This is a genomic window from Photobacterium jeanii, from assembly GCF_001650345.1.
GTDB lineage: Bacteria > Pseudomonadota > Gammaproteobacteria > Enterobacterales > Vibrionaceae > Photobacterium > Photobacterium jeanii.
This window is the reverse complement of sequence record NZ_LVHF01000026.1, coordinates 26,842-39,645: the sequence shown is the minus strand read 5'-3', so window position 1 is coordinate 39,645 and position 12,804 is coordinate 26,842. Positions and strand designations below refer to the sequence as shown.

Annotated in this window: 12 protein-coding genes; 11 read left to right on the top strand and 1 reads right to left on the bottom strand. The window is 46.7% G+C overall.

The window, feature by feature from the left end; genetic code table 11:
* Positions 1-52: 52 nt before the first annotated feature.
* Complete coding sequence (gene map, locus A3K86_RS12395) at positions 53-883, bottom strand: type I methionyl aminopeptidase (protein ID WP_068331403.1); 831 nt, start codon at positions 881-883, stop codon at positions 53-55.
* A 319-nt stretch (positions 884-1,202) separates the two neighbouring features.
* Between map and rpsB the strand changes: the two genes are divergently transcribed.
* From rpsB to lpxD, 11 genes are all read left to right on the top strand, one after another.
* Positions 1,203-1,925, top strand: coding sequence for a 30S ribosomal protein S2 (gene rpsB, locus A3K86_RS12390; protein ID WP_068331401.1), 723 nt, complete (start codon positions 1,203-1,205; stop codon positions 1,923-1,925).
* Between the two features lie 114 nt (positions 1,926-2,039).
* Positions 2,040-2,885, top strand: coding sequence for a translation elongation factor Ts (tsf, locus tag A3K86_RS12385; RefSeq protein WP_068331399.1), 846 nt, complete (start codon positions 2,040-2,042; stop codon positions 2,883-2,885).
* Positions 2,886-2,977: 92 nt separating this feature from the next.
* The gene (pyrH, locus tag A3K86_RS12380) at positions 2,978-3,706 is read left to right on the top strand and encodes a UMP kinase (RefSeq protein WP_068331397.1); all 729 of its coding nucleotides are present in this window, start codon (positions 2,978-2,980) and stop codon (positions 3,704-3,706) included.
* A gap of 60 nt (positions 3,707-3,766) precedes the next feature.
* Positions 3,767-4,324, top strand: a complete 558-nt coding sequence (frr, locus tag A3K86_RS12375; protein WP_068331395.1) for a ribosome recycling factor — start codon at positions 3,767-3,769, stop codon at positions 4,322-4,324.
* Between the two features lie 74 nt (positions 4,325-4,398).
* Positions 4,399-5,163: an isoprenyl transferase gene (locus A3K86_RS12370; protein WP_068331394.1), complete on the top strand. Its 765-nt coding sequence runs from the start codon at positions 4,399-4,401 to the stop codon at positions 5,161-5,163.
* A gap of 22 nt (positions 5,164-5,185) precedes the next feature.
* Positions 5,186-6,028 carry a phosphatidate cytidylyltransferase gene (locus A3K86_RS12365; protein ID WP_068331392.1) on the top strand — a complete coding sequence of 281 codons (843 nt, stop codon included), beginning with the start codon at positions 5,186-5,188 and terminating at the stop codon, positions 6,026-6,028.
* A 62-nt stretch (positions 6,029-6,090) separates the two neighbouring features.
* A complete protein-coding gene (ispC, locus tag A3K86_RS12360; RefSeq protein ID WP_068331391.1) occupies positions 6,091-7,287 on the top strand; it encodes a 1-deoxy-D-xylulose-5-phosphate reductoisomerase in 1,197 nt (398 codons plus the stop codon).
* Positions 7,284-8,639, top strand: a complete 1,356-nt coding sequence (gene rseP, locus A3K86_RS12355) for a sigma E protease regulator RseP (protein ID WP_068331389.1) — start codon at positions 7,284-7,286, stop codon at positions 8,637-8,639. Before ispC ends, rseP begins: the two co-directional genes overlap by 4 nt.
* Before the next feature lie 35 nt (positions 8,640-8,674).
* Entirely contained in the window at positions 8,675-11,092 is a 2,418-nt protein-coding gene (gene bamA, locus A3K86_RS12350) for an outer membrane protein assembly factor BamA (protein ID WP_068331387.1), read from the top strand.
* Positions 11,093-11,111: 19 nt separating this feature from the next.
* A complete protein-coding gene (locus A3K86_RS12345; protein WP_068331385.1) occupies positions 11,112-11,621 on the top strand; it encodes an OmpH/Skp family outer membrane protein in 510 nt (169 codons plus the stop codon).
* 147 nt (positions 11,622-11,768) lie between these two features.
* Complete coding sequence (gene lpxD, locus A3K86_RS12340) at positions 11,769-12,794, top strand: UDP-3-O-(3-hydroxymyristoyl)glucosamine N-acyltransferase (protein WP_068331383.1); 1,026 nt, start codon at positions 11,769-11,771, stop codon at positions 12,792-12,794.
* Positions 12,795-12,804 lie beyond the last annotated feature (10 nt).

The window sequence follows — 12,804 nt, the reverse complement described above, 5'->3', positions numbered from 1 at the left end:
TCCGTGTCTCAGAGAAATTAAAAAAGCCGACCTTGTGGTCGGCTCTTTAGACTTACGCGTTGTTTACAAAACGTGGTAGGTCTTCTTCCTTACGAAGGGTTAATACTTCGCAGCCAGTGTCGGTAACCAGTAGGGTGTGTTCCCACTGTGCCGAGTTCTTGGCATCCACGGTGTAAACTGTCCAACCGTCTTCGTCATCAACCATACAACCGAATTTACCAGCGTTGATCATTGGCTCGATGGTGAAACACATACCAGCCTTAAGTACGGTACGGTCGTTGTTTTTGTAGTGAACCACTTGTGGCTCTTCGTGGAACTCGTTGCCAATACCGTGACCACAGAAGTCTTTCACGATTGAGAAGCGGCTGTTGCCGTTTTTGATGAACTTCTGAATCGCAGTACCGATTTCACCAAGCTTAGCACCCGGCTTCACTTTTTTGATCGCTAGGTACAGGCTTTCTTGTGCAACGCGGCACAGACGTTTGTTTTCTAGGGATACTTCACCCACTTCAAACATTTTCGATGTGTCGCCGTGGTAACCGTCTTTGATCACAGTCACATCGATGTTGATGATGTCGCCATCTTTCAGTACCGCAGGTTTTGAGAATTTTTGGCCTTCGTTACCGTCTTTCTCTGCTGGGATACCGTGACATACGATGTGGTTGATTGACGTACAGATCGATTTAGGGAAACCGTGGTAGTTCAACGGCGCAGGGATACAACCTTGCTCGTTAGTGATGTAATCGTGACAGATGCGGTCAAGCTCTTCTGTCGTTACCCCTGCTTTAACGTGAGGTTCGATCATTTCAAGCACTTCTGCAGCCAAACGGCCAGCAACGCGCATTTTTTCGATTTCTTCCTGCGTTTTAATCTTGATAGTCATTCAATCTTCTCTACGAATTTCGGTTTACCTTTCATGTTATCAGCGGGGGCGCAATATGAAAACCAAGTTTCGTCTCTGAGGTAGATTAGGCTGGATTCTTGGTTGCTATATATGGTATAAAGCGCGCCGTGAAACGCTAATTCAAGTCGAAGCTTCGCACTTCATTGGGTTATGTGGATTCACACTAAACTTTTTATTAATCACTCACACATATCGACACATGCTCCGGGGTGCCCGCTGTCATTTGCTATTGCTAAAGACAGATAGAGGGTCGGTAGGATGGGATATGTGGACGCCTAACCCCATAGAGGAATATTCAATGGCAACTGTATCAATGCGCGATATGCTACAAGCTGGTGTTCACTTCGGTCACCAAACTCGTTACTGGAACCCAAAAATGAAGCCATTCATCTTTGGTGCTCGTAACAAAGTACATATCATCAACCTAGAAAAAACTGTACCAATGTTCAACGACGCGCTAGCTGAAATCAACAAGATTGCAGCTCGTAAAGGTAAAGTTCTTTTCGTAGGTACTAAGCGTGCAGCCAGCGAATCAATCAAAGAAGCTGCAGTTAGCTGTGACCAGTACTACGTAAACAACCGTTGGTTGGGTGGTATGCTAACTAACTGGAAAACTGTTCGTCAGTCAATCAAACGTCTTAAAGATCTTGAGACTCAGTCTACAGACGGTACTTTCGACAAGCTAACCAAGAAAGAAGCGCTAATGCGTACTCGTGAAATGGAGAAGCTTGAGAAATCTCTAGGCGGTATCAAGAACATGGGCGGCCTACCAGACGCTCTATTCGTAATCGATGCTGATCACGAGCACATTGCAATTAAAGAAGCTAACAACCTGGGTATCCCAGTATTTGCAGTAGTAGATACTAACTCTAACCCAGACGGCGTTGATTTCGTTATCCCTGGTAACGATGATGCAATCCGTTCTATCCAGCTTTACACTAACGCTGTAGCAGCGACAGTTACTGAAGCACGCAACCAAGACATCGCAGCACAAGCTGAAGAAGGTTACGTAGCTGAGTAATAACCAGCTTCTAACAACTTTCTTAAGTTACCTTGCGTAAGCTAAGAATGGTTAGCAGGGGCCTACTTAGGCCCCTGATTTTTATACCAAGTAAACAAAACTGAGGATATGACAATGGCAACAGTTACAGCTGCCCTAGTTAAAGAACTGCGCGAACGCACTGGCGCAGGCATGATGGAATGTAAAAAAGCTCTAGTTGAAGCAAACGCTGACATCGAGCTAGCAATCGAAAACATGCGTAAAAGCGGTGCTGCAAAGGCTGCTAAAAAAGCAGGTAACGTTGCTGCTGAAGGTGCTATCTTAATCAAAGATGCTGACGGTGTTGCAGCTCTTCTAGAAGTTAACTGCCAAACTGACTTCGTTGCTAAAGATTCAAGCTTCCTAGCATTCGCTAACGAAGTACTAGACGTAGCTCTAGCTGAGCGTCTAGACGTTGCAGCTCTTCAAGCTAAATTCGAAGAAACTCGCGTAGCACTAGTTGCTAAAATCGGTGAGAACATCTCTATCCGTCGCGTTGAGTTCATCGAAGGTGCTAAAGTTGGTTCTTACCGCCACGGCGACCGTATCGGTGTTGTTGTTGCTGGTGAAGCTGATGAAGAAACTATCAAGCACGTTGCAATGCACATCGCTGCATCTAAGCCTGAGTACGTTAACCCAGAAGACGTTCCAGCTGACGTAGTTGAGAAAGAGAAAGCTATTCAAGTTGCTATCGCTGTTGAATCTGGCAAGCCTCAAGAGATTGCAGAGAAAATGGTTGTTGGCCGCATGAAGAAATTCACTGGCGAAGTTTCTCTAACTGGTCAAGCATTCATCATGGACCCATCTCAAACTGTTGGTCAAATGCTGAAAGCTAAAGGCGCTACAGTAACTAACTTCATCCGTCTTGAAGTTGGTGAAGGTATCGAGAAAGCTCAAGAAATGAGCTTCGCTGAAGAAGTAGCAGCAGTACAGAAGGGTTAATCCTTCTTGTAAAAGAACGCTAAAGACCGTAGCCAAGGCTGCGGTCTTTTTACAACTCCATATCTCAATTGTAAGCCTGGAAGGTAATCCTAATGACCACAAACCCTAAACCGACTTATCAACGAATTCTGCTTAAACTGAGTGGCGAAGCGCTACAAGGCGAAGAAGGTTTTGGTATTGATGCGCAAGTTCTTGACCGCATGGCGCAAGAAATTAAAGAACTGATCGAACTTGGCGTTCAAGTTGGCCTAGTGATCGGTGGTGGTAACTTGTTCCGTGGTGCCGGTCTGGCTGAAGCGGGTATGAACCGAGTTGTGGGCGACCACATGGGCATGCTAGCGACTGTGATGAATGGTCTTGCGATGCGCGATGCACTACACCGTGCCTATGTGAACGCTCGAGTGATGTCTGCAATTCCACTGAACGGCGTATGTGATAACTACAACTGGGCTGACGCAATCAGCCAGCTACGTCAAGGTCGCGTTGTGATCTTCTCTGCTGGTACGGGTAACCCGTTCTTCACAACTGACTCTGCTGCGTGTCTACGCGGTATCGAAATCGAAGCTGACGTGGTACTAAAAGCAACGAAAGTTGACGGTGTGTTCACAGATGACCCAGTTAAGAACCCAGATGCTGTTCTTTATGATAAGCTGAGCTACAATGACGTTCTTGATAAAGAACTAAAAGTGATGGACTTAGCGGCATTTACGCTAGCTCGCGACCACGGTATGCCAATTCGTGTATTCAACATGAATAAGCCTGGCTCTCTACGCCGTGTAGTAATGGGCGAGCAAGAAGGCACGCTGATCACTAACGACTAATTTTTATAGGTGGCTATTCGATTAGCCGCCTATTATGCCGAATAATAAAGGATATTAATCGTGATTGAAGATATTAAACTAGACGCGAAAGAGCGTATGGGTAAAAGCGTTGAAGCGCTGAAAAACCAAATGGCTAAAGTACGTACTGGTCGTGCGCACCCAAGCCTACTAGACACTATTTACGTAGAATACTACGGTGCAAACACACCGCTTAAGCAACTTGCAAACGTTGTTGCTGAAGATTCTCGTACTCTAGCTATCACTGTATTCGACAAAGAGCTTGCGCCTAAAGTTGAAAAAGCAATCATGATGTCTGACCTAGGTCTAAACCCTATGTCTGCTGGCACAGTGATCCGCGTTCCACTTCCACCGCTAACAGAAGAGCGTCGTCGCGATCTAGTTAAGATTGTACGTGCAGAAGCTGAGCAAGGTCGTGTTGCTGTTCGTAACATCCGTCGTGATGCGAACGCAGATGTTAAAGCACTGCTTAAAGAAAAAGAAATTTCTGAAGATGATGATCGTCGCGCACAAGACGAAATCCAGAAACTGACTGATGCAGCTGTTAAAGACATCGAAGTTGTTCTAGAAGCAAAAGAAAAAGAGTTGATGGAAGTTTAATCTTTCAGCACTTGAGCTTTATGTAAGTTAAAGCGCTGTGCGTGCAGCACAGCGTTTTTTTTTGAGGAAGATTTATGTCGGATTCGACAACGGACATGCCACTGACAATCGATAGCCTGCCTAAGCATGTCGCAGTGATCATGGATGGCAATGGTCGTTGGGCTAAGGCGCAAGGAAAGGCTCGCGTATTCGGTCATAAAGCGGGGGTTGAAGCCGTACGTAAAACGGTCTCTACTGCGAATCGCTTTGGCATCAAGGCGGTCACGTTATTCGCATTCAGTAGTGAAAACTGGCGTCGTCCGGAAACTGAAGTCTCGTTGCTGATGGAACTGTTTATGGCAGTGCTTGGCCGCGAAGTAAAACGTCTGCACAAGAACAATATTCGATTGAAGATCATTGGTGATGTCAGTCGATTCAGTCAGCGTCTGCAAGACAAAATTAAAGATGCTGAAGCCCTAACAGCGCATAACACTGGCATGGTGTTAAATGTCGCTGCTAATTACGGTGGACAATGGGATATCGTGCAGGCAACCAAACGCCTAGCACACCAAGTGGCGGATAACGGGTTAACGCCAGAAGATATCACCGAAGAAATGTTAGCTGAAGGGTTATCAACGGCTGGCTTGCCTGATGTTGATCTCCTTATTCGTACCAGTGGGGAATCTCGTATCAGTAACTTCATGCTATGGCAAATGGCCTACGCTGAAATGTACTTCTGCGAGCAATACTGGCCAGATTTTGATGAAGAAAGCTTTGCAAATGCGATGGCATGGTTTGTAAACCGCGAGCGCCGCTTCGGTTGCACCGGCGAACAGCTTCAAGCATTGCTTCAACAATAATAAGATGTAAAGAGGACGCAGTTTGCTAAAGCAACGCATAATTACAGCATTGATTCTCGCTCCTTTAGTCATAGCGGGGATCTTTTTCCTACCATTTACCGGCTTTACAGCAGCATTGGCGGTGATCACTTTGGTAGGCTTTTGGGAATGGACCCAATTTGTTGAAAACAGTTCACGTATTCGCACCATGGCAATTTTTGCAGCAGGCTTTGCCGCTACTCTGGTTGCGTTTCCTACCGATGTGAATGCCTTGGCCGCAGTGGCTGACTCACACCGAGGTGTGTTAGCAGTAGGCGGCATCTGGTGGTTGATTGCTTCAGCCCTTGCCATTACTTACCCTTCAAGTGCCAAACTTTGGTCTGGCTCTTCCATTAGCAAAATCCTGTTTGGTTTTCTAACGCTAGTTCCTTTCTTCTGGAGCATATTAATGCTCCGTGCAGTGAATTACATGGAATCACCGTATCACGGCGCACAGTTGGTAATGCTGGTATGCTTTATAGTATGGGCAGCAGATACGGGTGCTTACTTCTCAGGTAAGCGTTTCGGTAAACACAAGATGGCACCAGCGGTAAGCCCAAATAAAACCATTGAAGGTTTGTTAGGTGGCGCGCTACTCGCGATGTTTATCGCATGGAGTGGGGCGAAGCTAATGAATATCCCATTTTCTGGTTTAGGCGCGTTATTGGCTATTGCCATGATCACCGTGGTGATTTCTGTACTGGGTGATTTGGTTGAAAGTATGTTTAAACGTGTGGCTGGCATTAAAGACAGCGGCACCATCTTACCGGGGCACGGCGGTATTCTTGACCGCATTGACAGCCTGACGGCAGCACTCCCAGTCTTTGCTCTTTTCTACCTTTGGTAGAAAGACGTCTTCTATATTAAGGCAGCATTACGCTGCCTTTTCTTAGCCAAATGAAGTGATGTATGCGTAAGTTATCTATCTTAGGTGCGACAGGCTCTATTGGTACTAGTACCTTAGCCGTTGCAGCGCAAAACCCTGATCTATTTAACGTCGTGGCATTAGGTGCCGGGGCAAACAGTGACAAAATGTTTGAGCTGTGTTGTCAGTGGCGACCGCAATATGCGGTGATGGCCGATGAAGCCGCAGCTGCGACTCTGGCTAAGAAGGTGACAGCAGAAGGGCTTGATATCCAAGTGCTATCGGGCGAAGAGGGGCTGTGTCAGATTGCAGCTCTTGATGAAGTCGATACCGTGATGGCAGCCATTGTGGGCGCCGCTGGTTTGATGCCAACCATGGCGGGTGTTAAAGCTGGTAAGCGTATCTTACTGGCGAACAAAGAAGCCTTGGTGATGTCGGGTAAGATGTTCATCGATGCGTGCGAGCAGTACGGTGCAGAGCTACTGCCTGTGGACAGCGAACACAATGCTATCTTCCAGTGCTTGCCTGCTGAGATCCAGCGCAAGATGGGGCGTTGTGATCTTGAAGCGCACGGCATTAGTAAAATCTTACTGACCGGCTCGGGTGGTCCATTCCGTTACACCGATATTGCAGAGTTAGCTGCGGTCACGCCAGAAATGGCGATTGCGCATCCCAACTGGTCTATGGGACCGAAGATTTCTGTAGATTCAGCCACTATGATGAATAAAGGGCTGGAATACATTGAAGCGCGTTGGTTATTCAATGCCTCACGCGAACAAATGCAGGTGATTATTCACCCGCAATCTGTGATCCACTCTATGGTTCAATACAAAGACGGTTCGGTATTAGCGCAGATGGGGCTACCAGACATGTGTACGCCGATTGCGTGTGCGCTTTCTTACCCAGAGCGAGTGGATGCTGGCGTTGCACCGTTGGATTTCAGTCAGGTGGGGGAGTTTACGTTTATGCCGCCAGATTTTGACCGCTACCCTTGCTTAAAACTGGCAATGGATGCGTGTTACGCAGGCCAAGCGGCGACAACGGCGCTAAATGCCGCCAATGAAGAAGCGGTCGCGGCATTCCTTGCTAATCGTATTGGTTTTACTGATATTGCCAAGGTTAATGAGAAAGTATTAGCGTTAGCACCAATGACTGAACCGACTGACTTGGAAAGTGTAATTGAGCTAGATAGAATGGCACGACGTTTAGCTCAGGATGAGATTGCTAAGGTAGCAAAATGACAGGCATTTTATGGAATTTGGGCGCGTTTTTAATTGCGTTAGGGATTTTGATCGCCGTCCATGAATTTGGTCACTTTTGGGTCGCACGTCGTTGCGGGGTTTTTGTTGAACGTTTTTCCATTGGTTTTGGTAAAGCGATTTGGCAGAAAAAAGGCAAAGATGGCACTGAATATACGTTAGCAATGATCCCGCTGGGCGGCTACGTTAAGATGCTCGACGAGCGTGTTGATGACGTTCCAGCACACCGTCGAAACCAAGCGTTTAACAATAAAAAACTGTGGCAACGCAGTGCGATTGTCGCAGCTGGTCCACTGGCGAATTTTATCTTCGCCATTGCTGCTTACTGGGTGGTATACCTGATTGGGGTGCCAGCCGTGAAGCCAGTAATTGGTGAAGTCGCTCCTCAATCCATTGCTGCGCAGGCAGGAATTGCACCAGGAATGGAACTAAAAACGATTTCAGGTATCAAAACCGCAGATTGGGAATCCGTTAACATGGCGATGATCTCCCATATCGGTGATGAGAAAATGGTGATCACCGCGACGGAGCAAGATTCAGGTCGCACGGTGGAAAAGACACTCGACTTATCAACTTGGTCGTTTGATCCTGAAACTGAACGTGTGATGGTGAGTTTGGGTATGAAGCCATTCACACCAGAAATCACTTTATCTATCTCACAACTTGTCGATGATGGCGCAGCAATTGCTGCTAATATGCGGTTAAATGATCGTATTGTCGCGATTGATGGCCAAGCGGTTGATAAATGGCAACAAGTTGTTGATGCTGTACGCTCTCACCCAGAGCAAGCCTTGGTTGTTGATGTGATTCGTGATGGCAACCGCATTGCGCTAACCTTAACGCCGAAATCAAAAGAACTCGCTTCTGGTGAAGTGATTGGTTACGCGGGTTTTGCACCGACAGTGGAAGAGTGGCCAGCGTCGTACCGTATTAATTTACAGTACGGTCCATTTGAAGCTGTTGGTAAAGCGGCTGAAAAAACTTGGCAGTTGGTAACGCTAACTTTCGACATGGTGACTAAGCTGATCACTGGTGATGTGGCAGTGAAGAACCTAAGCGGACCAATTTCAATTGCCAAAGGGGCTGGAATGACCGCCGATTACGGCTTGGTGTATTTCCTTGGTTTCTTGGCATTGATCAGTGTGAACTTAGGTATTGTTAATTTGCTACCGCTTCCAGTCTTAGATGGCGGACATTTGATGTTCTTCGCGATCGAAGCGGTAACACGCCGACCTGTCTCTGAACGTGTTCAGGACATAGGCTACAGAGTGGGCTCAGCCATCTTGGTTGCGTTAATGGCCGTTGCGCTATTCAATGACTTTACCCGCCTTTAATAAATGCGTTTTTGCAAGGAATAATCAGAACAGTAATGGCGATGAAAAAACTGTTGGTCGCATCACTACTCCTGAGTAGTAGTGTTGCGCAAAGTGCTGAACAATTTGTGGTCGATGACATTCGTTTTGAAGGTCTTCAGCGTGTGACCTTAGGTGCGGCACTTTTGAAGATGCCAGTACGCGTTGGCGATAAGGTTGATGACCGAGATATCGCGGATGTGATTCAGGCGCTATTTGCTTCTGGTAACTTTGAAGATATCAAAGTCTATCGTGATAATGACGCGCTGTTAGTGAAAGTGTTGGAGCGTCCAACCATTGCTAACATCTCATTCTCAGGCAACAAAGCGATCAAAGAAGAGCAGCTAAAAGAAAACTTGAATGCTTCTAACATTCAGGTTGGTGAAGCGCTTGATCGCACCACATTAAGCAAGATTGAAAAAGGGCTTGAGGACTTCTACTACAGCGTTGGTAAATACAACGCCACGGTACACGCAGTGGTGACCCCATTGCCACGTAACCGTGCTGACTTGAAGTTTGTCTTCACCGAAGGCGTCTCGGCTACCATTAAACAAATTAACTTCATCGGTAATAACGTATTTACTGATGATGAGCTGCGCGGCAAATTCAACCTTAAGGCGAACGTGCCATGGTGGAACTTCCTTGCCAATGAAAAGTACCAGAAGCAGGTACTGGCTGGTGATATGGAAGTCTTGCGCTCGCAGTACCTCAATAACGGTTACCTAAAATACAAACTGGAATCGACGCAAGTATCGATCTCGCCTGATAAGAAAGGGGTATACATCACCCTTAAAATCGACGAAGGCGATCAATACACAGTGAGTGGCGTGAAGTTCCGTGGTGATGTTGCTGGTCGTCAGGAAGAAATGAAAAACCTGATCACATTCAAAGACGGCGATATCTACAACGGCGCGCAAGTCACGGCACTGGAAGAAGCGATCAAGCGTAAGCTTGGCGAATCTGGTTATGCGTACCCGCAAGTAAACACCATTCCTGATTTTGACGACGACAATAATCAAGTCTCTTTGATTGTGAACGTTGAGACTGGTAAGCGTGTTTACGTCCGTAATATTACCTTTAACGGCAACACCACAACCAAAGACGAAGTCTTGCGTCGTGAAATGCGCCAGATGGAAGGTAGCTGGTTGAACTCGAAATCGGTTGAGCGTGGTAAAGAGCGTTTGAGCCGTACGGGTTTCTTTGAAACCGTCGATGTACAAACTACGCGTGTCCCAGGCTCTGATGACCAAGTCGATGTATCGTATACCGTAAAAGAAGCGAACGCAGGTAGCGTTAACTTTGGTATTGGCTACGGTACTGAATCAGGTATCAGCTTCCAAGCAGGTCTACAGCAAGATAACTTCTTGGGGACAGGTACCCGTTTTGGTATTAATGCCATGACCAACAAATACCAGAAGAACGTGAGCTTGGATTACCGTGATCCGTACTTCACACTCGATGGTATTAGCTTGGGTGGTAAGATTTACTACAACGAGTTTGAAGCATCCAATGCGAACATCTCGGACTACACCAACCAAAGTTACGGTGCGAGTCTGACATGGGGTTTCCCGTTCGATGAGCTAAACTTCTTTGAATTCGGTGTTGGTTACGATCATAACAAGATCTCTAATACTCGTGAGTACTACCAAATCGAGAAATTCAAAGCGATCCACGGTTTTGACCGCGGTGAGAATATTATCGAGTTGGATGACTTTGACTGGTCGGTATCTTGGTCGCGTAACAACCTTAACCGAGGTTACTTCCCAACGGCTGGTAACCACCAACGTGCGTCATACCGAATGACGATTCCGGGCTCGGATGCGCAATACTTTAAGGTTCAATACGATGTGCGTCAGTACATTCCATTGAACGAAGGCCACGACTTCACCGTATTACTACGTGGTAAGTTGGGTTACGGCAACGGTTATGGTCAAACTGACAACGGTAGCGATCATTTAATGCCGTTTTATGAAAATTTCTACGCGGGTGGCTTTAGTACCTTGCGAGGCTTCCGCTCTAATACTGTAGGTCCGAAAGCGGTGTACGTTGAAGGTTGTTCAGGTGGTGGCCCATCTGGTAACAACAACTGTGCAACGGGTACCAAAGATGCAGCGGGTGGTAATGCCATTGCGTTGGCAAGTTTGGAGCTGATTGTTCCAACCCCATTTGCATCGGAAGAATTTAAAAACCAAATCCGTACTAGCCTCTTTGTTGACGCTGGTTCGGTATGGGATACCGAGTACGATCTAAAAGATATCGATGGTAAGTATCTATATGACTACTCCGATCCATCGTTAATTCGTGCGTCATACGGTGCCGCGCTTCAATGGATGTCTCCAATGGGGCCATTGGTATTCTCGATTGCGAAACCAATTAAGAAATACGACGGTGACCAGGAAGAATTCTTCACCTTCACCATCGGACAGACATTCTAAATTTTTGAGGAGAACTCTTTTGAAACAATGGATGAAAGCTGCAGGCCTTAGCCTAGTAATTCTATCGTCGTCTATGTACGCTCACGCAGCAGAAGCGGCGCAAAAAGTAGGTTACGTGGCAACTGGTCAGGCTATGCAACAGTTGGCGAAACGTTATAATGTGACCGAAAAGTTGCGCAGTGAATTCAAAGACCGTATCGATGAGCTTCGTGGTATCGAAAGCCGCATGAAAGCAAAAGTGGATAAAGCAAAGCGTGATGGCGAGCTACTAAGCGATGCTGACCGCACTAAGATCCAACGTGAATTGGCTTCACTAGATTCAGATTACAAACTGAAAGCAAAAGCGCTTCAAGAAGATCAGCGTCGTCGTGGTGCTGAAGAAGAGCAAAAACTAGTGATGAAACTTCGTACAGCAATTCAGGATGTAGCGAAGAAAGAAGGTTACGACATCGTTGTTGATGCTCAAGCTGTTCTTTACGCAAATCCAAAAGATGACCTATCGAGCAAGGTTATCTCTGCTGTAAAATAACCGATTAAAGCGTCACGGTTTATCTAAGCTGCTATGCGCTCTGCGTATGGCAGCTTTGTCGTCTTTTACTCTATTTGGTATTGGCGATGTATCACTGATAAAGCGAACAGTAACCTGTGACGTTAAACTAATATAATAAGGTACCCAATGACTGTAATTACCCTTGCTGAATTAGCAGAAAAATTAGGTGCAGAGCTGCATGGTGATGGCGCTGTCGAAATTCACTCTATTGCGGGCACTGAGCAAGCTGGTGAAGGTCAGATTACATTTATTTCAAACAGTAAGTACCGTAAGCAGTTAGCTGATTGTAAAGCCGCTGCGGTGATGTTGACCGAAGCGGATCTGCCATATTTTGAAGGTAACGCGCTGGTGATGGCAAACCCATACTTGGGTTACGCGCTTACCGCACAACTTCTAGATACTACGCCAAAAGCCGCGACTGAGATTGCGTCATCAGCACAGATTGCCGATGACGTTGAGCTTGGCGAAGGTGTGGTCGTGGGTCACAACGCTGTGATCGAATCTGGCGTGAAGCTAGGTGATAACGTACAAATCGGTGCGGGTTGTTTCATCGGCAAAGAAGCACAGATTGGTGCGAACTCAAAGCTGTGGGCAAACGTTACTGTTTACCACCGCGTGACATTGGGCACAGATTGTTTAGTACAATCGGGTGCGGTACTGGGTTCCGACGGTTTTGGCTACGCGAATGACCGTGGTAACTGGGTGAAGATCCCACAACTCGGATCTGTTCGTATCGGTAACCGTGTTGAAATTGGTGCTTGTACCACAATTGACCGTGGTGCATTGGATGACACCATCATTCATGACGGTGCTATTATCGATAACCAGTGTCAGATTGCTCACAACGTATCAATCGGTGAAAATACAGCGATTGCTGGCGCGACTGTAATGGCGGGTAGCCTGAAAGTTGGTAAGCATTGTTTCATCGGTGGTGCGAGTGTGTTCAACGGCCACATGGAAATTTGTGATGGCGTGACTGTTGCTGGTATGGCGATGGTAATGCGTCCAATCACAGAACCGGGTTTCTACTCTTCGGGTATTCCGGTACAGCCAAACAAAGAATGGCGTAAAACGGCAGCGCGCGTTATGAAAATCGACGAGATGAACAAGCGTCTGCGTGCTGTTGAGAAAAAATTAGACGACGAAGCCTAAGGGCTTCGTG

What these genes read in the sequence shown, in the direction of transcription:
- map (WP_068331403.1), bottom strand. Translation starts at nt 883, where the DNA reads ATGACTATCAAGATTAAAACGCAGGAAGAAATCGAAAAAATGCGCGTT.
- rpsB (WP_068331401.1), top strand. Translation starts at nt 1,203, where the DNA reads ATGGCAACTGTATCAATGCGCGATATGCTACAAGCTGGTGTTCACTTC.
- tsf (WP_068331399.1), top strand. Translation starts at nt 2,040, where the DNA reads ATGGCAACAGTTACAGCTGCCCTAGTTAAAGAACTGCGCGAACGCACT.
- pyrH (WP_068331397.1), top strand. Translation starts at nt 2,978, where the DNA reads ATGACCACAAACCCTAAACCGACTTATCAACGAATTCTGCTTAAACTG.
- A3K86_RS12370 (WP_068331394.1), top strand. Translation starts at nt 4,399, where the DNA reads ATGTCGGATTCGACAACGGACATGCCACTGACAATCGATAGCCTGCCT.
- ispC (WP_068331391.1), top strand. Translation starts at nt 6,091, where the DNA reads ATGCGTAAGTTATCTATCTTAGGTGCGACAGGCTCTATTGGTACTAGT.
- rseP (WP_068331389.1), top strand. Translation starts at nt 7,284, where the DNA reads ATGACAGGCATTTTATGGAATTTGGGCGCGTTTTTAATTGCGTTAGGG.
- bamA (WP_068331387.1), top strand. Translation starts at nt 8,675, where the DNA reads ATGGCGATGAAAAAACTGTTGGTCGCATCACTACTCCTGAGTAGTAGT.
- lpxD (WP_068331383.1), top strand. Translation starts at nt 11,769, where the DNA reads ATGACTGTAATTACCCTTGCTGAATTAGCAGAAAAATTAGGTGCAGAG.